This is a genomic window from Pseudomonas sp. CC6-YY-74 (genome assembly GCF_002025205.1).
GTDB classification, from domain to species: domain Bacteria; phylum Pseudomonadota; class Gammaproteobacteria; order Pseudomonadales; family Pseudomonadaceae; genus Aquipseudomonas; species Aquipseudomonas paeninsulae.
The window spans coordinates 4460304-4484202 of the sequence record NZ_CP019947.1 but is presented as its reverse complement, the minus strand read 5'-3'; the positions used below and the strand labels follow the sequence as shown (position 1 = coordinate 4484202).

Sequence of the window (23899 nt, the reverse complement as noted above, 5' to 3'; positions counted from 1 at the left end):
CGTATTGCCATCAGCCTCCGGCAAGCACCACGCAGGACGGCACAGTCCCTAGGATGGGTTAGGCCCCGCACATTGACCTGCCGTCAGCAGAGCACACGCGCCGTAACCCATCATCGACAGCCGCCCTGACACCGGCTACAGGCATAACCCGTTTGATGGCTATCGCTGCGCTCAGCCTGCGCGGCCCGACGGATCGCCGCCCGCCCCATCCTACGCTCGGGTTGCGGTTGGGCTGAGCCTCACACGACCGTGCCGAGCGCCTCGGCATCCTCGCTACGTTGCGGCGAGCTGAACTCCAGGTAGCCGTCCTCCAGCTTGCCGTAGCGCAGCAACGCCAGGTCGAGCAGGTAATTCTGGTAGAGCTTCCAGGGTACGCGATCGCCCTGCTTGGGAATCCGCTCGGCGGCGCGCTGGATGTAGCCGGAGGTCAGATCGAGAAACGGCGCTTCCCCGACCTGACGCGCCGGGTCGCGCGGGGTGCACTGGCGCATGCCGGTGGCGTCCATATGCTTGATCAGGCGGCAGAAGTACTCGCTGGACAGATCCGCCTTGAGCGTCCAGCTGGCGTTGGTGTAACCGAGTACCACCGCGGCATTGGGCAGATCGCGCAGCATGATGCCGCGATAGCCCATGCTCTTGGCCGCGTCGAACGGCTGGCCGTCCACCGCCACCGCGATACCGCCGAACAACTGCAGGTCCAGACCGGTGGCGCTGACGATCACGTCGGCCGGCAGCACTTGGCCGGTTTTCAGGCGGATGCCGGTTTCGCTAAAGCTGTCGATCTGCTCGGTCACCAGCGACGCCTTGCCCGCGCGCAGCACCTTGAACAGGTCGCCGTCCGGCACCACGCACAGACGCTGATCCCACGGCTGGTAGCCCGGGCTGAAGTGGCGCATGTCGAAACCCTCGCCCAGTTGGCGGCGGGCCTGGCCCAGCAGCAGCTTGCGCACCAACGTCGGCAAACCCCTGGCCAGCGTGTAGAAACCCAACTGCATGACCACGTTGCGCGAGCGCACCAGCCGGTAGACCAGGGCCGGCGGCAGCCAACGGCGCAGCAGGCTGGCCAGCCTATCGCGCTGCGGCAGGCTGACCACATAGCTCGGCGAGCGCTGCAGCATGGTCACGTGCCGAGCCTTGTCGGTCAGCGCCGGCACCAGGGTAATGGCGGTGGCGCCACTGCCGATCACCACCACGTTCTTGCCGCTGTAGTCGAAGTCCTGCGGCCACTGCTGCGGGTGGATGAACGCGCCGCGGAACAGCTCGCGGCCCTTGTACGGTGGGGTATAACCGGCTTCGTAGCGGTAGTAGCCGGTGCACATCAGCAACTGATTGCAGCTCAGCAGGCTCGGTTCGGCCGCCTCGCCGCACTGCACCTGCAAGGTCCAGCGCGCCGTCTCACTGCACCAATCGGCCTTGAGCACCTTATGTTGGTAGCGGATCTTGGCGTCGATGCCGTTCTCCCGCGCGGTCTCCTCGATATAGCGGCGGATCGACGGGCCATCGGCAATCGCCTGCGGGTCGGTCCAGGGCTTGAAGTTGTAGCCGAGGGTGTACATGTCCGAGTCGGAACGAATGCCCGGGTAGCGAAACAGATCCCAGGTGCCGCCAAGGGCATGCCGGCCTTCGAGGATCGCGAAGCGCTTGTGTGGGCACTGCTGCATCAGGTGATACGCCGCGCCGATGCCGGACAGGCCGGCACCAATGATCAGTACGTCCAGGTGTTCCACAGTCATGGGCTGCCTCGCTGTCGTGATGCCTGACCCGGTCGACGACCTCGGCCAGGTGGGTTCGCCAGATACAGGGTAGACGCTGGCAGCGCCAGCCAGCCGTTACCCTGCCCAATAGCCTTATGTCTCAACTGCGTAACAGGCGCAGCAAGCATGCCGCCTCCCATTCTCCAGCCAGACCGGCCCTGGCCGTACCTTGGCCACGAAAGCACCGCCCTAGACACCTACTGCCGTGCAACCAAGGTCCAAGATCGGCGCTCGCCGAATGCTGGCAAACTGCCGTCAGCGGGTTTACCCTCCTGCAGAGTTACGAGCCAGCTGAGACCACCTCAGCCCAGGCTCGCCATGGACAGGCGAAGGGATGCCATGAAACACCAGGATTGGCAACGCGACAGCCGCGACGAGCGCCTTAATGCCGACAGCGACGACGCCTCGCTCAGCGTGCAAGCCTGGCTGCATGAGCGCCAACGCACGCGTACCCATCCCCTGCGGCGCTTGGCCAAGGTGTGCGGCCTACTCGCGGTATTCGCCTTCAGCCTCTACCTGCTGACCGAGCACAGCGGCCTTGGCAACCTGCTCAAGGCCAAGACCCACGGCCTGCTCAACCCCGCCGCGTCGGCCACCCTCCGGCAACCCCTCGACCTGGACACGCCGACGCGCCGGCCAATAGCCGACCCATACCGCATTCCCCAGCACCTCGACCCGATCCAGACCAGCACCCTGAGCAGCGCCCCGCCCCCGAGCCACAACCGCTGGCCGACTGCATCAAATCCGCCAACCTCATCGACGAAAACGTCGTCACTTGCCGCTACGGCGCCCTGCCCCGCGACCACCGCCCGGCCCCGAACAGCGGCATGGTCTCGACGCAATACCTCGCCCAATACCAGACCGAGCAAGCCAGCCGCAGCCGCGCACCGCCCCGGCGCAGCGCCAGCCGTGAGGTGGATCAGGTCTGGATTGAACGCTGGAACGGCGGCGGTCCCTACCTTGCCGAATGGCACGCCCTGGATAACCGCATCGACAGCAGCAGCGTATGCCGCAACCACCGCCGAGGCTCGATCGACTACCGCGAATGCCGCAAGGCGGCCAAGGTGCATTTTCGCGAGCAGTGCCGAGGCTGGGAAAAGAGCTGGGAGCGGGATCGTCAAGAGTTGAGCAAGCGGATGGAGCAGCGGTATTGCAGTGCGGCGAATGGGTTTAGTCCGATGGGGTGAGGTTGTTTCATTGGCTGCTAACGGCTGTGGATTCAACCGGTCAATGCAACACACTAGCCTGACTTACTCGCCAATAGTTACGCGCAACAACGACCATCGATGATTGGCGCTTCAGTTGGATTATTGCTGCACGTAACCAAGCCCTTTAAGCCTTAATTGTGAGCGTGCCCATCCATGTCAGACGCGGCGCCATGCTCACCGCCACCGCATGCGGCAAGCAGACCTAGCAGGCAAACCAACAGCAGAGAGCCCCAGAGATATCGTGTTTGTCATCGTCGAATCCTTCACTAAAAACAAAGTATGCCGGAGCCCCTTCCACCGCATGGCGGAAGGGCTGAAAGCCTTAAATCACTCGTTTAACGCTCAAGTATTCGCCTTTGGTCTTTAGCGTGATCGTCACGTCGCGGTTGCTGCGGTTACGCCAGAACCAGCCGTGGGTACCATCGAAGATGGCGGTGAACTCACCTTTATCGCCTTTCACCTGCTGGGCCTTGCTATAGCTGTGGTAATAGCCGTTGGGCCCGTTATAAGGCTCGCCGTGGGTGTCGTGATTGACCGGCGCGCCATTGGTTGCCCACTCGTAGCTGACCGTGGCTTGATTCAGCATCTCCAGTTTTATCTCGCTGCTCTCGCCTGGTTTCAGCGTGAGTGTCACTTCATCGGACTTCAGGGCTGGCTTGGTTTCAGCTGCCGGCTCAGCAGCAGGCGTGGATGCGATCTGTTCTTGGGGTACCGACTGAACCGTCGCGGGAGCTTGAACGACAGGGGCCGCCACTGGCTGAACAGCCGCATCAGCCGCTGCCTCCACGGCCAGGGTGGTCTTCATTTCACCCATCTGTGTCAGGCCGAGTAGGCGACCTGCACCCGTTGGGTCGATGGCGTATTCAGAAGGCATGACCACAGTGACCAGCAATGCAGCAGCAACAACCACCGCAATCATGGTGGAGCGCAGCAGTTGGCGACTGGTAGGCAGTTCGTTGTGGGTCGGGAGCTTGGTATTGAACATGCTGGAAATTCCTTACTGAGACACGATGAGGCCGGTGAGCTGGTAACCCATCAGCAGGAAACCGGCGCTCATCATGGCGACGTTGGCGGTGTAGGCATGACGCCAGAAGCTGGCGGTGCGCCGCCAGTAGCCCATGACAATCAAAATGGCGCTCAAGGCCAGGAGCTGGCCGATCTCGACGCCGACGTTGAAAGCGATCAGGTTAGGGATCAGGCCATCTACCGATATCTCGTATTCCTGGATTTTGCTGGCTAGACCAAAACCGTGGAGAAGACCGAAGAGCAGAGTTGCAGCCTTGGTGTTTGGTTGGTAGCCGAACCAGCGCTGGAATGCCCCAAGGTTATCGAGCGCCTTGTACACCACCGAGAAACCGATGATCGCGTCGATCACATAGGAGCTGATGCTGATTTCCGTCAGTACGCCCAGGAGCAAGGTCACCGAGTGACCCACCGCGAACAACGTGACGTAGAGGCCCACGTCTTTCAGTCGATAGAGAAAGAAGATCACCCCGAACAAAAACAGCAGGTGGTCGTACCCGGTCATCATGTGTTTCGCGCCCATGTAGATGAACGGCAGCAACATCACCCCGGAGCTTTCCTGGATAAAGCCTTTGTCGCCTTCTGCCACGGCGTGCGCCAATGCGTCAGGCATGCCGAGAAAGAACAGTGCTGTGAACAGCAGCAATAGTAATAGCGAGCGGTTTGGGCGCACGGCAGATGCGCCCATTGCGCTCATAGATAGCGAATGCATGGTTGAGTCCTAGGTTGCAGTGGTCTTGGGCCGTATAGCGGCCTGCGTCAGAGCACGTACGTTGAACGTGGTGGCCGTTCGATCAGAAAGATCGGGCTAGCGGGAACGAAATAACGTGGGGTTGCTATTGCCAGCGCACGTTCTGGCTGGGCTGCGAGGCTCAGCAGCGCGGTCAGGTGCGGTGTTTCATGCAGGTGGTCTACTGTCAGGGACGAATGGTAATGATCCGCGCACACCGCACAAGCTATTGCGCCATCACCATGCGCATGTGTGTGAGCGCCGCCACCACTACTCACAGCCGTCTGGCTAGAGCCCACCAGCACCGCAGAAGCATGCCCGGCCCAGGCCATGAATATGGCAAGAGCAAGGGCAAAAATCACCTTGGCATTGATGGGCTTACCGCGCATTTCGACCCTCTTTAATTGCCTATAACGCTTCGATTTATGGCGGGCCAATGCGTTTGACCATATCCCCCCCAGGGGGATAGCATGCGAGCGTAATTCATCGAGGCATGAGACTCAAGACATGAGCGACCACGAACACGGCCACCAGCACCAAAGTCATAGCGATATCATCAAAAGGTTGAAGCGGGCGGAGGGGCATCTGCGCAGCATCACCACCATGATCGAAGACGGACGCGCCTGCGTCGATATCGCGCAACAATTGCATGCGGTGGAAAAAGCTGTCTGCCAGGCCAAGCGCACCCTTATCCAAGATCACATCGATCACTGCCTGGAACACACAGTCGAGGCACTCGCTACTGGCGAGCGCGCATCACTCGAAGATTTCAAGCAAATCACCAAGTACCTCTGAGGGCGACTCAAAGTAAAAGGCATCAACAATAGCGTTCTAGGAGATGCAAGATGGCTTGGGTTATCAGCAAATATTTCCTGACAGCAATCGTGGTCGTCGTGGTGTCGGAGGTCGCCAAGCGTAGTGACAAGTTTGGCGGCCTGATTGCCGCATTGCCCTTGATCACCATACTGACGCTGATCTGGCTAAACGTTGAAAACCAATCACCCGAAAAGATCGCCAATCATGCGTGGTATACCTTCTGGTATGTGTTGCCCACCCTGCCGACGCTACTTGCGTTCCCCGTGCTTTTATCCCGGTTCGGTTTCTGGCCAGCTCTGCTGACCTACATCGTTGTCACCGCCGGCTGTTTCGGCTTATTTGCTCTGTGCGTTCGCCGTTTCGGTATCGAGTTGCTCTGATCAGTCCGAGTGAATCCTTAACGACCTTGCCCGCGCTACGCTACGACTGCGCTCTGCTTAATCGAGTTGCGTGGGGCCGACCCCGTACGACATGCAAGGCTCCAGGTCTATCTGAACACTGCCCCTTCCACAGCGGGTTCACGCCTGGCCGAAGGGGCTCATTCAATTCATTCATGACTCGTCAGTTCCGCTCGCACGCGCTCCAGCCCTGCGCGCACTTCTTGCGCGACTTCGGCGACCTCGGGGTTGCTGGTCATCTGCAGTACGGCCACCGGATCCATGAATGCGACCACCAGGCGACCGTCCGCCTCCTCGCGCACCACCACGTTGCAGGGCAACAGCAAGCCGATGTCGGGCTCGGCGGTCAAAGCGCGGTGGGCGAGCGGCGGGTTGCAGGCGCCGAGGATCCGATACGGGCGGACTTCGAGCCCGAGCTTGGCCTTCATGGTGGCCTGGATGTCGATTTCGGTGAGAACACCGAAGCCTTCGACCTTGAGTGCCTCGGTAACGCGAGTGACGGCTTGGTCGAATCCCAAGCCGGTGAGCTCGCAGTGAAATTCGTAGGCGGGTGAGGAGGATGAGTTCATGACGTACTCCGACAAGTTGCAGTTAGGCACTGAACCAGGCCATCCGCCTCGGGTCAGTGCCGCGTTTCGTCCGAAACGGCCCGCGCAGAGCCCTGCGCGCGGGAAGGCCCGAACACGGCATTGATGCGCCCGATGCGCATCGCGACCAAGACCTATGATGGTTGCGCCACGCCGTGAAGTCCGTGCGGTGGCGAACATAGGTTCGGGCGGCAAACGAAGCAAGAATTGGGGCCAAGCTCGCCAACGGTGCGCTGTCGAACAGACCGCAACAGCATCGTGGCCCACAGTGGGTCCGACCGATACCCCCCTACCGGATCATCAAGGCCGGCACCAATGCGGTGCAGGCCGACCCCAGCGCCCGAGTCAACTGGTGTTGATCGAAAGCACACGAACAGCGGGCAAGAGACATTCGTTTGAAGCACCCAGATTCCATCTTGAGGCGCTGACCGATGAGCGAACATGAACACACCGCCGAGGACGAGCCGGGGAACAACTCGACTCCGGACGCGTCCGGCGCACAACGTGTAGCCGACTTGCAGGCTTGGCTGAAGACAGCCGAGGCAAGCGGTAGCGCGACACTCCACGAGTTCGCGGCGATGCTGCGCGCGGTCCGTGCATGAGATGCCGTGCCCCCCTGAAAGCAAAGCTTGGAACCGATGACGGAGGACGAGCAGCGCGCTTCGGTTCGAGAACTTACACTGTAGTGACGGCCCGTTCAGCGCCAGCTTGGGCGCTTCGTTTGAGGCTGACGAGTTGAAGTGAGGCTGCATGAAAACACTGCTGCTGAAGTACTGGTATCGACTGCGATCGAGTTTCTGGTTCGTGCCAGCGGCCATGGCGTGCCTGGCCGTGGCACTGGCCTTCTGCGCCGTCGAGCTCGACAAGGCCGTTACTGACGACTGGCTGCAGTTCCTGGGCTGGAGCTATTCGGGTGGTGCCGAGGGTGCCAGCCTGCTGCTGGGCACCGTAGCCGGGTCGATGATCGCCATTGCCGGGACCGTGTTTTCGATGACGCTGGTGGCGCTGTCGCTCGCCTCATCCCAGCTGGGCCCGCGCCTGCTGCGCAACTTCATGCGCGACACCGCCAACCAGGTGGTGCTGGGCACCTTCGTGGCCACGTTTGTGTACTGCCTGCTCGTGCTGCGCACCATCCGCCGCGCCGACGAGGGGGCATTCGTGCCTCATCTCTCCGTCAGCATTGGCGTGTTGCTGGCCATTGTCAGCGTTGGCGTACTGATCTACTTCATCCACCACATTTCGGTCTCGATCCAGGCGGATCAGGTCGTGGCACGGGTCGGCAGGGAGCTCGATGAGGGGATCGACAGGTTGTTTCCCGGCGACCTTGGCAAGCCTGGGTCCGCAGCCTCAAGAGCCTCAAGCGAAGCCAGCCTGCCAGCGGCGTTCGCGCGCGAGGCATGTCCTGTGGGTGCCCTTGAAGACGGCTATCTCCAGCTGATCGATGCTGACGCCCTGATGGCGTTGGCCAGCCAGGAAGATCTGCTGCTGCGGCTGGAGCGCCGGCCTGGGCACTACCTCACCAAGGGCCGGGCGATGGTGATGGTCTGGCCTGGGGATCGTGTCACTGAAACCCTGGCGGGAAAATTGAACGCCGCCTTCGTGTTGGGCAACCAGCGCACTGCAGCCCAGGATGTCGAGTTCTCCTTCCAGCAGTTGGTCGAGATCGCCGTGCGGGCGCTGTCACCGGGCATCAACGACCCGTTCACGGCGGTCGCCTGCGTGGATCGGCTGGGATCGGCCCTGTGCCGCCTGGCCCGACGCGACATGCCATCACACCTTCGCTTCGACAGTCACGGCCGGCTGCGGCTGGTGGCGCTGGGATCCACGTTTGCAGGCATCGTGGACACCGCGTTCAACCAGATCAGGCAAAGCGCTCGGTCGAACCCGGCTGTGGCGATCCGCATGCTCGATGCCATCACCCAGATCGCCGGCCACGTGCAATGCACGCAGGACGCGGCCTGCCTCCAGCGCCACGCCGGCATGATCGTCAACGGGGCACGAGAAGCTGTGCCGGAAGCGGGCGATGTGCTCGCCGTCGAGGCGAGCTTCACTGCGGCGACACTGGCGCTGCGCGACGTTCGCAGCTAACGCACGACGCGCCTCGCAGCCAATCACTCACTGCGGGTCGGGCGCCTGCGTCGGCTTCGATGTCAGCAAAATGCCGATACCGACCGCTGCGGCCAGCAACGAACCGACCAAGATGGCCAGTTGAGCCTCGCGCTCGAAATGCGTGTCGGCAAAGGCCAGGCCACTGATGAACAGCGCCATGGTGAAGCCGATGCCGGCCAGGAAGGCTGTGCCGATCAGCAGCCGCCAGGTCGTCCCTTCGGGCAGTGCCGCCAGCCCGGTCTTCACCGCCAGCCAACTGGCCAGGCTGATGCCGATCGATTTGCCGAGCACTAGCCCGACCATGATGCCCAGCGGCACGGCGGTCGGCAGCGTGCGCAACACCCCGGCGTCGATCACCACCCCCGCATTGAACAAACCAAAAATCGGCAGGATGCCGTAGGTGATCCACGGCTGCACCATGTGTTCGATACGCTGCAGCGGTGCGGTGGCGGCGTCGAGGCTGCCACCGATCGCGCCAATGACGGCGACACGATCAGGGTCCATAGCATCGGGCTCGCTGTCGAGGGCCTGCGCTTCGATGTCGTCGGCGCCGCGGCGAATCACCTTCGGCACGGCGTCCGGCACGATCTTCACGCGCGCAGGCACGAACAGCGCCGTCAGCACGCCGGCCAGTGTCGCGTGCAGCCCGGACATGAAGAAACCGGCCCACAAACCTAGCCCGAGCAGCAGGTAGATTGATCCCCGACGGGCCCCGAAGCGGTTGGCCACCCACAGCGCCAGCAGCACGGCGGCGATCACGGCGACGCCGCGCCAATCGATCGACACGGTGTAGAAGATCGCAATGACCAGCAACGCGCCGAGGTCGTCGACAATGGCCAGTGCGACCAGGAAGACCTTCAGGGCGTCGGGAATGCGCGACCCCAGAACGGCCAGCGCACCGAGCGCAAAGGCGATGTCGGTCGCCATCGGAATGCCCCAACCCTTGGCACCGGGGCCATTGAAGTTGAACCCGGCATAGATCAGCGCCGGTATCACCATGCCGCCCACAGCGGCCACGATCGGCAGCATCGCCTTGCGGCGTTCGGCCAACTCACCGACCAGGAACTCGCGTTTTATTTCAAGCCCGACGCCGAAGAAGAAGATCGCCATCAGGCCGTCGTTGATCCAATGGCGAAGGTCCAGACGCAACACCTGATCGCCGAGGGCAATGCTAAGCGGGACGTGCAACATCTGCTCGTAGGCCCATGCCCACGGCGAGTTGGCCCAGGCCAGCGCCAGGATGGCGCAGCCCAGCAGGACCAGGCCACCGGAAGCCTGCCGTTGTGCGAACAGCTGGAACGGCCGCACCACGCGGTCACCCGCGCGCTCGGCGGTCGTCCGCTCGAGCAGTTCCTCGTCACGTGCCAGATCGTCCGGCTTCATGGTCGGAGGGGCACGTGAAGACTGCCTGTCGGCCGACTTCGCGGAGGTGGTGGCGGCCAATTAACTCGCATGGTGATCATTCGCTCAGCGTACCGCGATGCCCGCCCGCGGCACTGTGCGCTGCCGTACAGACGAGGTCATACGCGCGGGACAGACTGCAGAGTGCCCGGAAACGCCTGTTGGGTGCAGTCCTAGTCAGGGTGTTTGTTGCATGCCGCGCTCGACATCGCAAGTGTGCGACCCGCCGAACCCGGCCTCTCCCAGCGCCGGGCCGCAGACACCATCGAAGGAATCGACATGAAGACCACTAAGATCCAACTCAATACCGACGTCCTGTGACGCTGTCCGGCCTGCCCGCCTCATGGTGGGGCCTGATCAAGCAGGTCGGGATCTCTTGGCTCGACGACTACGTGCCGAGCATGGGTGCAGCGCTGGCCTACTACACAATATTCTCGCTGGCACCGCTGCTGCTGATCGTGGTTTCAGTGGCCGGGCTGGTGTTCGGTGAAGACGCCGCCCGCGGCGAGATCCAGGCGCAGCTGCAGGACCTGATGGGTGACCGCGGCGCGAGCTCGCTGCAGGATCTGCTGGCCAGCGTGCGCGAGCCCGCCGAGGGCCTGACGGCCACCGCCGTGGGTCTGGTGCTCCTGTTCGTCGGCGCGACCACCGTGTTTGCCGAGCTGCAGGACGCGCTCGACCGGATCTGGCGAGTACCGGGGCGGCTGCGCAAGGGCGGGTGGCTCACGCTCGTTCGCGCCCGCCTGATGGCGTTCGCCATGGTCCTCGCAGTAGGCTTCCTGCTTATCGTGTCGCTGGCCACCAGTGCGCTGCTCGCTGCCGTGAGTCGTCGACTGGACCCTGTCTTCGGCGACTGGCAGGCCGTGGTGGAGGCTGGCGATGCCATCGGTGGCTTCCTGCTCGTGGCGTTCATGTTCGGCCTGATCTACAAGGTCATACCGCGCCAGCGTGTCCTGGCGGCCGACGTGTGGCTCGGCGCATTGCTCGCGGCTTTGCTCTTCACCGGGGGCAAGGTGGTGATCGGCGCCTACATCGGCCGCAGCGACGTCGCGTCGGGCTTTGGCGCGGCCGGTTCGCTGGTGGTGCTGCTGCTCTGGGTGTACTTTTCGGCACAGATCCTGCTGGTGGGCGCAGAGTTCACCTGCGTCTACGCCCGGACATTTGGATCCCGAAAAGCCATCGACTGATAATAATAGGGGACAGCAGGCCGGCAGCGGCGCTGTGTTTGCAAGAGAGTGGTTACTTGGTTGGCTTGTGCCGAGACGGGATGCGCAACCTTAGAGGGGTTGCCATGCACGCATGGCAACCCCTCATGGCATCACTCAATAATCAACGAATCTGAACGCCTTAATCCCGGCCGAGGGCTTCTTCTTTAGCCAGGAATTCTTCCTGCAACAGGGCATCGGTGACTTGCTCAGGATCTTCGCTCAGGCGCGGGTCGTCGATATGCCCGGTGGATACGGCCCTGACCTCAAGCTTGCCGACCAGGTGATCGAGGGCATGGCGCATTTTTTCGGTAGCGCCATCCACGGCCTGATCCAGCGATGCGGCTTTGTGGGTGACTGAGACGGCTTGGTGACCTTTGGGCCGCGCTTCGATCTGGCAGCGCTTGTCGTCGGCACCGGCCTTGTTGCCATTCTCGTCGCTGAGATGAACTTCAACCCGAGTGAGTAAATCTTCGAAACGGTCCAGCCGCTCAGTCACTGTCGCGCTTACCCACTCCTGAAGCCGGACACTTCCTTCAATATGGTTACTTCTCACATGAATTTTCATGGTGTTCCTCGCTTCTGACGGGTCTGTACTTTCGAGGGCCGGCTAGCGCCGAGGTTCCTGACTTTGTCGCTACGCGCTGACAAAGACCACAAATCGCGACGCTGCAACTGCGTACGCGGGGCCCTGTATTGCGTTGAGCCTGCATAGGGACGCTGAGTACGCGCCCTCACATAGCCACGTGACAGTTATGACAATGGCGGGCGTGGAAGGCAACCCTTATCGCCTTCGCGACGGGGTAAATGATGCCGAGCAATAGCGCCGCGCCGCCACGCCTGCGAAAAATGGGCTTTGCTTGCTCTACTGGCCATTACCAAGGGCATGGATATGACACTCGAAACCTGGGAGCTGCTGTCCTACATCGTCACGGTGGTGGCCTTGCCATTCGCGATTGGCGTGTTCCTCGTCGAACAGCGTAAGGAACGCGCGAATGAACAGGAAGCCACCTGGCAGCAGATTTCCGATGCTTATATCGACTTCCTCGAGGTGGTGCTGGCCAACCCGGACCTGAAGCTGCGCAGCCAGCTTGCGACCCCGGATTTGACCGACGAGCAGCGCGAACGCATGTTGCTGATCTTCGACATGCTCATGTCCCTGTTCGAGCGTGACTATCTGCTGATCTACGCGCCCAATCTGGACGAGAAGAAACAGCGCCGCTGGCATTCCTGGGATGACTACATGCGCGAGTGGAGCCGACGCGAGGACTTCCGCGAACGGCTGCCACAGCTACTGCGCGGGGAAGGCCCGGATTTCGCCGTCTACCTGCAGCGCTTGGCGGATGAGGAAGCGAGCGCGTCCGGAGCTCCGTAGGATGGGATTGAGCGCAGCGATGCTCATCGCCAGCAAAGGCAAACAAACAGCACACAGACAAGCTGCTTAGGCTGGTAAGCCTTCATTGGGTATCGCTGCACTCAACGCCAACCTACCTATGCGACTGGCTTCGCGGCAGCGATTGTCAGGCGAAGACGAAGTACTTGCGCACCGTCTCGACCACTTCCCAGGTACCTTGCATACCCGATTCGACGATGAATATATCGCCAGCCTTGAGGTGAATCGGCGCCTGACCGTCCGGGGTGATGATGCAGTAGCCTTCCTGGAAGTGGCAGTACTCCCATTTTTCGTAGGCGACCCGCCATTTACCGGGGGTGCAGATCCAGGTGCCCATGATCTTGCTGCCGTCTTCCGAGGTGTAGGCGTTGAGGTTGACGGTGTGCGGGTCGCCGGCAAGCTTTTCCCATTTGCAGGCGTCGAGCATCGGCATGGGGGTGGTATCGCGGAGAACGGTGATCGGGTTAGGCATGTCTGCTCCAAGTTTTTCGGCTGAAATAACACCTGCCTAACCTAGAACGTCTGGCGCCTGCACGGATGTCTGTAGTCGACCCCAAAATGCCTGGAAACGCGCCGTTTGCGGTGTGGTGGATCGGCCGTTACTCATCGCGCCATCTCGGACTGCGCGGAGCTTAACCTGGCACACGGCCCTGCTGGCGCATAAAGCCAATTCATGAGCGGGCACAAGCTGGATTCTCGACAGGGCAAACCGGCCCGCCCAGGGAATACGGTGCTGTTGGTGGGGTATATGCGCGTTAATTCCTGAAGTCTCAGGTTTTATCGCCACTCGGACTAAACCCCGCGGAGCAATTCGGGCTACCTTGTGACTCAGGACAGTAACAAAGGAGGGCTTAAGCGAATGACGACACGCCGTATCATTTGTCCCCCAATCAGCCCCCGCGTGATTCTGCACGCTGGCCACATTGCCAAAGTACAGAGTGCACGTGTAACCATGGAGTCGATAAGCCCGACCCTGGGTGCAGGTCACCACATATAGAGACATAACTCCGCGCTTAGCGCGTACAGCCGCAGCTCGCGCATGGGCAAATCGCATTAGGCGAAAAAGTCGAACGGTATAACCCGACCAAAGGTCAGGATTGATAGCCATAGCGCTAACGAAGATCCGTTCAACTGCATAGCATGGCGATCCAACGCAGCACCCTGGCACTCGTCCAGGCGGTTAGCGACACAGATCCAGCGCCCTACACGGGGCGTGAAGCAGCGAAATCCGAGACGGCTGCAGGCCCTCACCCGCGCCGCCTCGGCTCTGATCTACCCCATCCCCTGACACATTTCATCCCGATCCAGCATCGGGATGAAATGTGTCGTTCGCGGTCACGATTTTGGCTCTGTACCCAAGCCCCCTTCAGGTGAGTCCAGAATCATTAGGCCACTTCAGTACGACACACAATCCAGCGGGCTGATGCTTCACTCCGAACGGATCGCCGTCCGGACCGCCCGACGGTCTGGAGCAAGCCGCGAGCTGGGGTAATCCGCGGTCCGTAGGGTCTCACTCGCCGCAGGCAGTGCACCACTGGTTCACCAGCGCGGCACAAAACCTGGCGGGCTGTCGCTACGCTCCGAAACCGCCCTACGCGCTACTCCGAACGGAACCCAGCGCGTCTTGCCGCGAATACCTGGAGGCCGCCCCGCGAGTGCCGCAAGGCGGCCAAGGTGCATTTCGGCGAACAGTGTCGTACCTGGCAAGCACGCTGACAGAGCGACCGTAATGACTTGAGCAAGCGGCTATTGCAGCGCGACGAATGGCGTTAGCTCGATGGATTGAGGTTGCGGTTTGAGGGCTAGCGGTCGAGCGTGGATTGGCGAACCCAACCGCTCACTGTCGGGGTGTCAGCGCTTGCCAGCAGGCAGTCCGCGAGCACCTTACAAACCAGCCGGAGTAAAGTCCGCGGGCCAGGGCTGCTGTCTGGCGACCGCTTCCAAGCACAGCGTTGAGTCGCCCTCGACCCAGCAGACGAAGTGGCCGCCAGACGGCAGCAAATGGTGCTCGAAGGGCAAGCTTAGCTCCTGCAGCGGCTGGATCTGCTCGAGGCCGCGGGGGTATTTAATGATTGAATAGAAGCCGACCGCCGTCTTCGAGCGCTCCAGCACCTCGAAACTATGGCGCGCGCCAGCCAAGCAGTAGGGCTCAGCGCCAGCCTGGCCAAACAAGCGCTCCAGCGCAAAAAACTCAACCCTATCAAGTTCCATAGCTACCACCCGCGTTAAGGTTCACGCTGTTGCGAAGACCAGGCTCGCCGCCGCAAGGCGGCGACGAGCGGACTCAATCAGTCACCGTAGATGTCAAAGTCGAAGTACTTCTTGCGGATCTGGTCGTAGGTGCCGTTGGCGCGGATGGCGGCCAGGGCCTTGTTCAGCTCGGCGGCCAGTGGGTCATTTTTGCGCACCGCGATGCCGGCGCCTGTGCCGAAATATTGCTGTTCGGTGAAGCTTGGGCCAACGAACTGAAAGGGGCTGCCTTCCGGTTTCTTCAGCAGGCCTTCTTCGATGGCGATGGAGCCGGCCAGGCTGGCATCCAGGCGGCCAGCCAGCAGGTCGAGGAACACCTCGTTCTGGGTGCCATAGCGGATCACCTCGGCGCCGGCGGGCACGAAGTATTCGCTGGCATAGCGGTCGAAGTTGGTGGCGCGCTGCACGCCGATGCGCTTGCCCTTGAGGTCCGCCGGGATGCTGTCGATGCCAGTGTCTTTGCGGGCGACCAGCTTGGCCGGGACGCGGTAGTAGCTGTGGCTGAAGTCCACCGACTTCAGGCGTTCCTCGGTGATCGACACCGACGACAGAGCGGCGTCGATCTTGCGCACCTTGAGCGAGGGAATCAGGCCGTCGAACTCGACCTCTTTCCATTCGCAGGTGACCTTCATCTCGGCGCACAGCGCCTGGCCGATGTCGTAGTCGAAACCCTGGATCTGATTGTCCGGGGTCTTGTAGGCGAAGGGCGGGTAGGCCGCCTCGATGCCCAGGCGCAGGGGCTTGTCGGCGGCCTGGGCGGTGCAGGCAAATGCGACCAGCGCCGTCAGGCAGAGGGTCTTGAGAGTGTTGTAGCTATTCATAGATGGCTCCAATTACGTTGTTGTTGTAATCCGGATGCTCCAGGAAATGAAGTCACCCGTTATCGGCAGCAGCACGTCGAATGACTGCTGTGCATGGCGCTTGGTTGGCCACTCTGGCCATACCTCCGGGCGGGCCCGGCGGGTTGGGGTAAAGCTGTGCTCAGACCGCCGCGGTGACGATCAGCTCGAGGCGGATGTCGGCATCGTCGAAGGTCACCTGGGCGGTGGCGCGGGCCGGCGTCTCGCCGGGGGCGAACCAGGCGCTCCACTGCTGGTTCATCGCCGAGAAGTCGCTGAGCATGTCCTTCATCCAGATCTGCACGCTGAGCAGGCGACTTTTGTCGCTGCCGACCTCCGTGAGTAATTCCTCCAGGCGTTGCAGCACCTGGCGGGTTTGCCCGCGAATATCCTGACTGCAATCGGCGGCGACTATGCCGCTGAGCCAGGCCACGCCGTTGTGCACCACCACGCGGCTGAGGCGGGGATTGCTGTCGATGCGTTGGATGCGGTTCATACGAACTCCTGAGGGGCGCTGGCCGTGGGCTCGTTGGCCAATTGCGCGAGGGTGATGGGTTTCAAGGGCGAACGGATGCGGTAGTAGCCGACCTGCTCGGGGGGGACGCCACGCCGTTCGGCGATCACTTCGGTCACGCTCAGGCCGCACAGGCGTCCCTGGCAGGGGCCCATGCCGCAGCGACCGAAGGCCTTGGTCTGGTTGGGGCCGAGGCAACCGAGGTCGACATGCTGGCGTATGTCGCTGGCGCTGACTTCCTCGCAGCGGCAGACAATGACGGCATCCGCCGGTACGCGGTGTTCCAGTGGTGGGCGGTACAGGGCGTCGATCAAGGGCCGCGCGGCGAGTTGCCGGGCCAGGGCGCGGCGGTAGGGCTTGGCGAGTGCCTCGATGGCAGGCGCAGGGAGGCGTTGCAACTGCCCGGCGATGGCCAGGGCGGCGATCCGGCCCTGCTGCTGCGCCGCCAGCGCACCGCCAATGGCACCGCCGTCACCGGCGATGAAAATGCCCGCCAGGCTGGTTTCGCCCCAGGCGTCGCGCTCGGCGCTCCAGCACAGTTGTTGGTTGCTCCAGTGGTGCTGCAGGCGCAGCGACCAGCTGATCTGGGTGTTCGGCACCACCCCTTGGTGCAACAGGATCAAGCTCGCCGGAATGCGTCGCTCGCTGCCGCCACTGCTGAAACGCAAGGCCGCGGCCTGCTCTTCGCCCTCAATCGCCAGATGACGCGCGCCGCGGTAATGCGCCACGCCGGCGCGGCGCAGGCTGGCCAGCAACGACAGGCCCTTGAGCAGGTCACGCCAGCCGCGCAAGGCGCCCGGCAGCTGGCGCCAGGCGCGTAGCGCAGCGGCGTGGCTGCTGGTATCGACCAGCGCCGCCAGCGCAACGCCGGCGCGCAGGTACTGCACGGCCAACAGATAGAGCAGTGGGCCGCAGCCGGCCAGCACCACCGGGCCGCTGGGTAACAGCGCGGCATTTTTCAGCAGGATCTGCCCGGCACCGGCGGTCATCACTCCGGGCAGGGTCCAACCGGGAATCGGCATGGGCCGCTCATAGGCGCCGGTGGCGATCAGCAAGCGCCGCGCCTGCAGCACATAGGCGCGGCCGTCGAGCAGGTAGTGCACCTGCTTCTGCGCGGTGACTTGCCACACCGCGGCGCCGCCGATGTAGCGCGCGCCGCAGGCCATGAAGGCAGCGCTCAGGCTCGCGCCGGCCTGGTAATCCGCACCGAGTATCGCCAGGCGCGGCGGGTCGCTGCCGTCGATGTTGCGGTAGATCTGTCCGCCGGGTGAGCGTTGCTCGTCCAGCAGCGTCACGCTCAGGCCATGGCGGCGCGCCTCGAGCGCCGCACTCATGCCGGCCGGGCCGGCGCCGATGATCAGCAGGTCGACGGATTCAAGCGTCATCGTGGTGCTCCTCCAGCGCGGGCGCCGGGCTCAGGCTACGGGCCCCGCGCTGGCTGCGCACACGCATGCCGGGTGAGACTGGCAATAGGCAGGCCTGGCAGTTGGGCATGCCGTCCACCTCGACCAGGCATTCGAAGCACACGCCCATCATGCAGTAGGCCGCGCGCGGGCTGCCGCTCACCGGGGTGCTGCGGGTATGGCGCACGCCGCCGGCGAGCAAGGCGGCCGCCAGCGAGACGCCGGCCGGCACCTGTAAGGCTTGGCCATCGAACTCGATACTGAGCAACCCAGCGGCGGTGGGCAGTTGGCGGAACAGGCTGTCAGCTGGCATGACGCACCTCGGCAGAGGCGGCGAAACGGTGCAGACCGAAGGGGCTGATCTCCGCCAATGCCTGTTCACCGGCGATCCAGGGCGCCAAGCGCAGGGCGTGCGCGGCGGCCAGGGTCACGCCGCTGTGGCAGGACAGCACGCTGGCGCCCGGTGCGCCGGGCAGGGCCTGATAGATAGGCGCGCCATCCGGGCTCAACACCCGCAACGCGCCCCAGGCGCGCACCAGACGCACATTCGCCAGGCGCGGGAAACAGCGCACCGCCCGCCCGGCAATATCGGCCATGACCGCGCTACTGGTGCCGTCGTCGAAGCCCACCGACTCCGCCGAATCGCCCAGCTGCACGGTGCCTTCGTCGGTCTGGCGGACGGTACTGGTGGGGTAGTGCAGGAACGGCTCGAGGCGTTCGGTCACCAGGATCTGCCCGCGACTGGGCTGCACCGGTACCGGCTGGCCCAGCAAAGCGCCGAGCTCGCGGTTGCCCAGTCCGGCCGCCAGCACCAGGCGCTCGCTGTGCCAACGCTGATCGCCGCTGGCAACCTCGAAGCCCTCGCCGTGTGGCGCGATGCCACTGACTCGGCGGCCATTGAGTAGCTGCACGCCGCGCTGGTGACAGCCAGCATGCAGGGCACGCAACAACTTGAGCGGATTAACGTGGCCATCCAGCGGCGAATAGCAGGCGCCCACCACCTGCGCACCGACACCGGGCAGGCGCTTGCGCAGGGCGGCAGGGTCGAGCAGTTCGAAGGGATAGTCGCCCTCCAGTGCCTCGTTGAGCCAGCACAGACGACGGCTTTCTTCGGCCATTTCCGCATCGGACAGGCACAGCTGAAAGCCGCCGGGCTGGCGCAGTTGCACCTCGATGCCGGTGTCGTCCAGCAGCATGCGCGCCAGCTGCGGCCACAGCGCCACCGATTGCAGGGTCCACTGCGCATAAGCCGGCATGCCGTAGCCTTTGCCTTGTACCCAGAGCAGGCCGAAGTTGCCGCGTGCCGCGCGCAAGGCCGTGTCGCCCTCGTCCAGCACGCTGACCTGGCGCCCCAGGCGAGCCAGGCCGTAGGCGATGGCCATGCCGAGCAAACCGCCGCCAACGACCATGATCTCAGTTTTCTGCATAGGGTGCGCCTCAGTCAGGATTACTCCCGCGCTTGTGTCGGGATTCAGTCAGACTGCCTTGTCGCTGAAGATGAGATTGATCCTAGGGCGCTTATGCGGCGATGAAAAATGCTTTATTTTGGCAAGACTATGTCTTTTTGTTATGGGGTTGCGGCGGATGAATCTGCGTCAATTGGAAGCCTTTCGTGCGGTCATCCTCGGGCAGACCGTCACCCGCGCCGCCGAGATGCTGCACATCTCCCAGCCGGCGGCGACCCGGCTGATCGGCGCGCTGGAGGAGGACATCGGCTTCGCCCTGTTCGAACGGACCAAAGGCCGTCTGCAGCCCACCCCGGAAGCGCTGGTGCTGTACGAAGAAGTGCAGCGCTCGCTGCTGGGGGTGGAGCGCATCGCCCGCACCGCCCGGGAAATCGGCAACCTCACCCGCGGCTCGCTGCATATCGCCTGCGCGCCAGCGTTGGGACTGTCCTTTCTGCCGCGGGCGATCAGCGCTTTTCTCAAAGCGCACGAGCAGGCGCAGATCACCCTGGTGGTGCAGTCGTCACGCGAAGTGGTGGACCTGGTGGTGGGCCAGCGCTGCGACCTGGGTTTTATCGTGCAACCCAATACCTACCCCAGCCCGCGCAGCGAGAAGCTGCTGAAATCGCGCCTGCTGTGCGCCTTGCCGGTCGGTCACCGGCTACAAGACAAGGCACTGATAGTGCCCGAAGACCTGGAGGGTGAAGCCTTCATCTCCTACCCGCAGGCGATTGCCTCGCGCCAGCATATAGACGCGATTTTCGCCGCCCATGACGTGCAGCGTGAACTGCGCCTGGAGACCCAGTTGTCGATCCCCATGTGCATGTTTGTCGAGCAGGGCGCCGGGGTCGCCCTGGTGGATGCCATCAGCGCGCTCGAATACCGGGGAAGCGGCGTGCTGTTTCGTGCCTTCGAGCCGGTGATCGAGATGGATTTCAGCATGCTGATTCCCACCCAAGCTCGGCTGTCTAAATTTCATCAAGGCTTTTTGGAGCATATGCGCCACTTCGTGGCGCTTGAGATACCCGACAGCTACAAAATCCCTTAAGCGGCCTGCCGATCCGGCCAGGCCTCGGCAACTGCTCGCTCGAGAACCGGGCCGTTATGCGCCCTCAAGCCGTCACCTGATTAGCCTGCCTGCTCGGCCCAGGCGCGCACCTCGGCGTAGGGGTAGCTGTCCAACGCGGCGAAGCCGGCAATCCCGCGCGCCTTGAGTTTGCTCAACAGCGGCACGCTGATACCGCAGAGGAAGCGGGTCAGGCATTCGGCGCTCGGTGTGTGGCCTTTCAACTCGGCGTGGCGCTGGATAAAGCTGCCGCACAGGCGTTGCAGGTCATGTTCGGCCAATGCGGGCAGCGGCGGCGGCTCCGGCAGGTGGGCGACCTGGCCATGGCACACCGAGCAGTGACCGCAACGCTCGGGCGCCTGGCGGTCACCGAAGTAGGCGGCCAGGCGCTGACTCAGACAGTGCTCGGTGGCGAACAGTTCGAGCATGGCGTGGATGCGGGTGATTTCACTGCGTTCCTGCTGCTTGAAGTAACCATGCAACTCGGCGCTCAGTGCTTCAGGATCGAAGCCGGCATCGAGCAGCGCGTAGACCTCGGTCATCTGCTTGCTTTCCAGCTCGATCCAGCCCTTTTCCTGGAAGTAGTCCAGCGCCTTGACCACCCGCCCGCGGTCGGCCTGGTGCTGCTGGTAGAGCGTGTCGAAATCCAGGGTGCACCAGGTGCGGGCGCGCTGTGAGCTAGTGAGGATGGCCTCGACGAACTGGCGGCGTTCGCCGTCGAACTTGGCCAGCAGGGCCTCGGGCTCGAGCAGGAGTTTGAAGCGGTATTCGGCGAAGTAGGCGTAGCGCGGGGCGATGATGCCGCGCAGCTCCAATTGCACCAGCAGGGTTTTCAGCGGCAGTTGGCGGATGTTGCTCTGCTCGGACAGAGCATTGAGCAGCAGTTCCCACTGACCGTCCTGGCTGCTGGCCAGCAGTTCGTCGAGCACGCAGCGGATGCCGCCCTGCTCGGGCGTGTCGCCATAGACGAAGTTTTCCAGCACGTTGAGGCTGTCGCGGTTGGCCAGCACTAGGCAGTCGGACGGCTGGCCGTCGCGCCCGGCCCGGCCGATCTCCTGACTGTAGTTCTCGATCGACTTGGGCAGGTCGAAATGCACCACGTTGCGGATGTCGCTCTTGTCGATGCCCATGCCGAAGGCGATGGTGGCGACGATGCAATTGATCTGCCCGCCCATGAACCGGCGCTGGATCGCCTCGCGTGCTTCATGGGCCATGCCGGCGTGATAGGCGCTGGCGGCGATTCCGCGCTGGCTCAGGCGTTCGGCGACCTGCTCGGCGGTCTTCTGCTGGGTGACGTAGACGATGCTCGGCTGCTCGGCCTTGGCCCCCAGCCACTCGACCAACCGGCGCTGCTTGTCGGCGCCACTGACCGGCTCGACCAGCAGGTTGAGGTTGGCCCGGTAGAAGCCGGTGGTGATCACATCCGCCGGCGCGATGGCGAACTTGGCCTGCATGTCGGCGATCACCGGAGGCGTGGCGGTGGCAGTGAGCAGCAGCACCTGGGGAATGCCGAACTGGCGCTGGTAGTCGGGCAACTTGAGATAGTCGGGACGAAAATTGTGGCCCCACTCGGAGATGCAGTGGGCCTCGTCGATCACCAGCAGGGAGATCGGCACCTGGCCGATGAAGTTGCGGAAACGTTCATTCTTCAGGCGTTCGACCGAGATCATCAGGATCTTCAGTTCGCCGGACTTGGCCCGGGCCATCACCGCGCTGGCGTCTTCGCGGCTCTGCGCCGAGTCGATGCTGGCGGCGCTGATGCCGTGGCGGGCGAGAAAAGCCAGCTGATCCTGCATCAGCGCCAGCAATGGCGAGACCACCAGGGTCAGGTGCGGCAGGTGCAGCGCCGACAACTGGTAGCACAGCGACTTGCCCGAACCGGTGGGAAAGATCGCCGCCGCCGAGCGCCCGGCCAGCACGGCGCCGATCGCCGCTTCCTGGCCGGGACGCAGTTGCTTGAAACCGAAAACACGTTCAAGAGTTGTGTACATGAGCTGTCACTCCGTTGACCGCTGGATGGCCTGTGACCATATCGCGGTGAAGGTGCCTTGGGTAGGGTGCGCCGTGCGCACCACAATGCCTGGGGGCAGAAGAATCGGCGGCGGTTTGCTCGCGACCACGCAGCACCTAATCGGCATAACGAAAAAGCCGCCCGAAGGCGGCTCTGTCGCAGGGCGCGCTGCAGCTTAGAGCTGCGGGCCGGCCTGCTTGATGGCGTCGCTGACATCGAACTTCTTGAAGTTTTCGACGAACAGCTTGGCCAGGCCTTTGGCTGCTTCGTCGTAGCCGTTCTGGTCTGCCCAGGTGTTGCGTGGGTTGAGCAGGCTGGTTTCGACGCCCGGTACCGACGTCGGCACGCTGAGGTTGATGATCGGCAGTTGCTCGGTCTCGGTGCCGATCAGCGCGCCGCTCTGGATCGCGGCAATCACGCCACGGGTAGTCGGAATATTGAAGCGCTTGCCGACGCCGTAGCCGCCGCCGGTCCAGCCGGTGTTGACCAGGTAGACCTTGGAGTTGAAGCCGCGAATGCGCTTGATCAGCAATTCGGCGTATTCGCCAGCCGGGCGCGGGAAGAACGGCGCGCCGAAGCAGGTGGAGAAGGTCGACTTGATGCCGCTGCCGCTGCCCATCTCGGTGGAACCGACCAGCGCGGTGTAACCAGACAGGAAGTGGTAGGCCGCCTGCTCTTCGCTGAGGATCGACACTGGCGGCAGCACGCCGGTCAGGTCGCAGGTCAGGAAGATCACCGCGTTCGGCTCGCCGCCGAGGTTCTTCTCGCTGCGCTTCTCGACGAACTCCAGCGGGTAGGCGGCGCGGCTGTTCTGGGTCAGGCTGTCATCGGTGTAATCCGGCACGCGCTCGTCGTCGAGGACGACGTTTTCCAGCACGGTACCGAACTGGATGGCTTTCCAGATTACCGGTTCGTTCTTCTCGGACAGGTCGATGCACTTGGCATAGCAACCGCCCTCGATGTTGAACACCACGCCCTCGCCCCAGCCGTGTTCGTCATCGCCGATCAGGTAGCGCGACTCGTCGGCCGACAGGGTGGTCTTGCCAGTGCCGGACAGGCCGAAGAACAGGGTCACATCGCCCTCTTCGCCGATGTTGGCGGCGCAGTGCATCGGCAGCACGTCTTTTTCCGGGAGCAGGAAGTTCTGCACCGAGAACATGGCTTTCTTCATCTCACCGGCGTAACGCATGCCGGCCAGCAGAACCTTCTTGGCGGCGAAGTTGATGATCACGCAGCCGTCGGAGTTGGTGCCGTCACGCTCGGGCACGCACTCGAAGTTGGCCACGTTGAGCACCGTCCACTCGTCCTTGCCGGCTTGGTTGTAAGTCTCGGGGTTGATGAACAGCTGACGGCCGAACAGGTTCTGCCAGGCCGTGGCGGTGGTCATCTTGACTGCCAGGGAGTGTTCCTCGGCGGAGCCTACATGCACGTGGGAAACGAAGGAGTCCTGATCACGACTGAACGCCTCGACGCGATCCCACAGGGCATCGAACTTGTCGGCTGGGAACGGGCGGTTGATCGCGCCCCAGGCGATTTTCGCCTCGGTGCTCGGCTCCTGCACGATAAAGCGATCAGCCGGCGAACGACCAGTGCGGTGGCCGGTACGGACGACCAGGGCGCCACTGGCAGCCAGTTCGCCCTCACCGCGGCGAATGGCTTCTTCGACCAGTTGTGCAGCGCTGATGTCGGTGTACACGGCGTTGTTAGCTTGCGTCATGAGGGTCCCCGTCGGCCAAAGGGCCGAGTT

General features: G+C 63.0%; 25 protein-coding genes. 8 read left to right on the top strand and 17 right to left on the bottom strand.

All coding sequences use genetic code 11. The features are described from left to right. Positions 1-239 precede the first annotated feature (239 nt). Positions 240-1733, bottom strand: coding sequence for an NAD(P)/FAD-dependent oxidoreductase (locus B2D37_RS20310; protein ID WP_079204407.1), 1494 nt, complete (start codon positions 1731-1733; stop codon positions 240-242). 507 nt (positions 1734-2240) lie between these two features. Next, positions 2241-2423, bottom strand: a complete 183-nt coding sequence (locus B2D37_RS20305; RefSeq protein ID WP_154067132.1) for a hypothetical protein — start codon at positions 2421-2423, stop codon at positions 2241-2243. 158 nt (positions 2424-2581) lie between these two features. Here B2D37_RS20305 and B2D37_RS20300 point away from each other — a divergent pair, with 158 nt between their 5' ends. Further along, complete coding sequence (locus B2D37_RS20300; RefSeq protein WP_079204405.1) at positions 2582-2941, top strand: hypothetical protein; 360 nt, start codon at positions 2582-2584, stop codon at positions 2939-2941. A 343-nt stretch (positions 2942-3284) separates the two neighbouring features. Here B2D37_RS20300 and B2D37_RS20295 read toward each other — a convergent pair whose 3' ends face one another. Genes B2D37_RS20295 through B2D37_RS20285 form a run of 3 tightly spaced genes read right to left on the bottom strand, consistent with a single transcriptional unit; the run spans position 3285 to position 5104 of the window. After that, positions 3285-3947: a transmembrane anchor protein gene (locus B2D37_RS20295; protein ID WP_079204404.1), complete on the bottom strand. Its 663-nt coding sequence runs from the start codon at positions 3945-3947 to the stop codon at positions 3285-3287. Positions 3948-3959: 12 nt separating this feature from the next. After that, positions 3960-4697: a HupE/UreJ family protein gene (locus B2D37_RS20290; protein WP_079204403.1), complete on the bottom strand. Its 738-nt coding sequence runs from the start codon at positions 4695-4697 to the stop codon at positions 3960-3962. A 47-nt stretch (positions 4698-4744) separates the two neighbouring features. Next, positions 4745-5104 (bottom strand): hypothetical protein, encoded by a 360-nt coding sequence (locus B2D37_RS20285; RefSeq protein ID WP_079204402.1) that lies wholly within the window; start codon positions 5102-5104, stop codon positions 4745-4747. A 118-nt stretch (positions 5105-5222) separates the two neighbouring features. Between B2D37_RS20285 and mreA the strand changes: the two genes are divergently transcribed. Next, positions 5223-5510, top strand: coding sequence for a metal-sensing transcriptional repressor MreA (mreA, locus tag B2D37_RS20280; RefSeq protein WP_079204401.1), 288 nt, complete (start codon positions 5223-5225; stop codon positions 5508-5510). Between the two features lie 50 nt (positions 5511-5560). Further along, the gene (locus tag B2D37_RS20275) at positions 5561-5911 is read left to right on the top strand and encodes a DUF3147 family protein (RefSeq protein WP_079204400.1); all 351 of its coding nucleotides are present in this window, start codon (positions 5561-5563) and stop codon (positions 5909-5911) included. 167 nt (positions 5912-6078) lie between these two features. On the opposite strand, the gene B2D37_RS20270 is transcribed toward B2D37_RS20275, so the two are convergent. Beyond that, a complete protein-coding gene (locus tag B2D37_RS20270; protein ID WP_079204399.1) occupies positions 6079-6498 on the bottom strand; it encodes a DUF302 domain-containing protein in 420 nt (139 codons plus the stop codon). Between the two features lie 449 nt (positions 6499-6947). Between B2D37_RS20270 and B2D37_RS23235 the strand changes: the two genes are divergently transcribed. Further along, a complete protein-coding gene (locus B2D37_RS23235; RefSeq protein WP_154067131.1) occupies positions 6948-7118 on the top strand; it encodes a hypothetical protein in 171 nt (56 codons plus the stop codon). Positions 7119-7266: 148 nt separating this feature from the next. After that, a complete protein-coding gene (locus B2D37_RS20265) occupies positions 7267-8604 on the top strand; it encodes a DUF2254 domain-containing protein (RefSeq protein ID WP_079204398.1) in 1338 nt (445 codons plus the stop codon). Between the two features lie 27 nt (positions 8605-8631). On the opposite strand, the gene nhaA is transcribed toward B2D37_RS20265, so the two are convergent. Further along, entirely contained in the window at positions 8632-10008 is a 1377-nt protein-coding gene (gene nhaA / locus B2D37_RS20260) for a Na+/H+ antiporter NhaA (protein ID WP_218190343.1), read from the bottom strand. A 335-nt stretch (positions 10009-10343) separates the two neighbouring features. Between nhaA and B2D37_RS20255 the strand changes: the two genes are divergently transcribed. Continuing rightward, positions 10344-11213: a YihY/virulence factor BrkB family protein gene (locus B2D37_RS20255; RefSeq protein WP_218190342.1), complete on the top strand. Its 870-nt coding sequence runs from the start codon at positions 10344-10346 to the stop codon at positions 11211-11213. 160 nt (positions 11214-11373) lie between these two features. Here B2D37_RS20255 and B2D37_RS20250 read toward each other — a convergent pair whose 3' ends face one another. Continuing rightward, the gene (locus B2D37_RS20250) at positions 11374-11799 is read right to left on the bottom strand and encodes an HPF/RaiA family ribosome-associated protein (RefSeq protein ID WP_079204397.1); all 426 of its coding nucleotides are present in this window, start codon (positions 11797-11799) and stop codon (positions 11374-11376) included. A 324-nt stretch (positions 11800-12123) separates the two neighbouring features. On the opposite strand from B2D37_RS20250, the gene B2D37_RS20245 reads away from it, so the two are divergent. After that, complete coding sequence (locus tag B2D37_RS20245) at positions 12124-12606, top strand: hypothetical protein (RefSeq protein WP_079204396.1); 483 nt, start codon at positions 12124-12126, stop codon at positions 12604-12606. Between the two features lie 145 nt (positions 12607-12751). On the opposite strand, the gene B2D37_RS20240 is transcribed toward B2D37_RS20245, so the two are convergent. From B2D37_RS20240 to B2D37_RS20210, 7 genes are all read right to left on the bottom strand, one after another. Beyond that, positions 12752-13096, bottom strand: coding sequence for a cupin domain-containing protein (locus tag B2D37_RS20240; RefSeq protein ID WP_079204395.1), 345 nt, complete (start codon positions 13094-13096; stop codon positions 12752-12754). Positions 13097-14508: 1412 nt separating this feature from the next. Beyond that, positions 14509-14835, bottom strand: a complete 327-nt coding sequence (locus tag B2D37_RS20235; protein ID WP_079204394.1) for a hypothetical protein — start codon at positions 14833-14835, stop codon at positions 14509-14511. 77 nt (positions 14836-14912) lie between these two features. After that, complete coding sequence (locus tag B2D37_RS20230) at positions 14913-15695, bottom strand: ABC transporter substrate-binding protein (RefSeq protein ID WP_079204393.1); 783 nt, start codon at positions 15693-15695, stop codon at positions 14913-14915. A 160-nt stretch (positions 15696-15855) separates the two neighbouring features. Further along, positions 15856-16209, bottom strand: a complete 354-nt coding sequence (locus tag B2D37_RS20225) for a RidA family protein (protein ID WP_079204392.1) — start codon at positions 16207-16209, stop codon at positions 15856-15858. Continuing rightward, the gene (locus B2D37_RS20220) at positions 16206-17612 is read right to left on the bottom strand and encodes an NAD(P)/FAD-dependent oxidoreductase (protein ID WP_079204391.1); all 1407 of its coding nucleotides are present in this window, start codon (positions 17610-17612) and stop codon (positions 16206-16208) included. The genes B2D37_RS20225 and B2D37_RS20220 overlap by 4 nt, the downstream gene beginning before the upstream one ends. Next, on the bottom strand, positions 17602-17943 hold the full coding sequence (locus B2D37_RS20215) for a (2Fe-2S)-binding protein (RefSeq protein WP_079204390.1): 342 nt from the start codon (positions 17941-17943) through the stop codon (positions 17602-17604). The genes B2D37_RS20220 and B2D37_RS20215 overlap by 11 nt, the downstream gene beginning before the upstream one ends. Continuing rightward, positions 17933-19057 carry an FAD-binding oxidoreductase gene (locus tag B2D37_RS20210; protein WP_079204389.1) on the bottom strand — a complete coding sequence of 375 codons (1125 nt, stop codon included), beginning with the start codon at positions 19055-19057 and terminating at the stop codon, positions 17933-17935. The genes B2D37_RS20215 and B2D37_RS20210 overlap by 11 nt, the downstream gene beginning before the upstream one ends. A 157-nt stretch (positions 19058-19214) precedes the next feature. Between B2D37_RS20210 and B2D37_RS20205 the strand changes: the two genes are divergently transcribed. Beyond that, complete coding sequence (locus B2D37_RS20205) at positions 19215-20123, top strand: LysR substrate-binding domain-containing protein (protein ID WP_079204388.1); 909 nt, start codon at positions 19215-19217, stop codon at positions 20121-20123. 80 nt (positions 20124-20203) lie between these two features. Here the strand turns inward: B2D37_RS20205 and B2D37_RS20200 are convergent, their stop codons facing one another. Then, the gene (locus tag B2D37_RS20200; protein WP_079204387.1) at positions 20204-22132 is read right to left on the bottom strand and encodes an ATP-dependent DNA helicase RecQ; all 1929 of its coding nucleotides are present in this window, start codon (positions 22130-22132) and stop codon (positions 20204-20206) included. A gap of 195 nt (positions 22133-22327) precedes the next feature. Next, positions 22328-23869, bottom strand: coding sequence for a phosphoenolpyruvate carboxykinase (locus tag B2D37_RS20195; RefSeq protein ID WP_079204386.1), 1542 nt, complete (start codon positions 23867-23869; stop codon positions 22328-22330). Between the last annotated feature and the right edge of the window lie 30 nt (positions 23870-23899).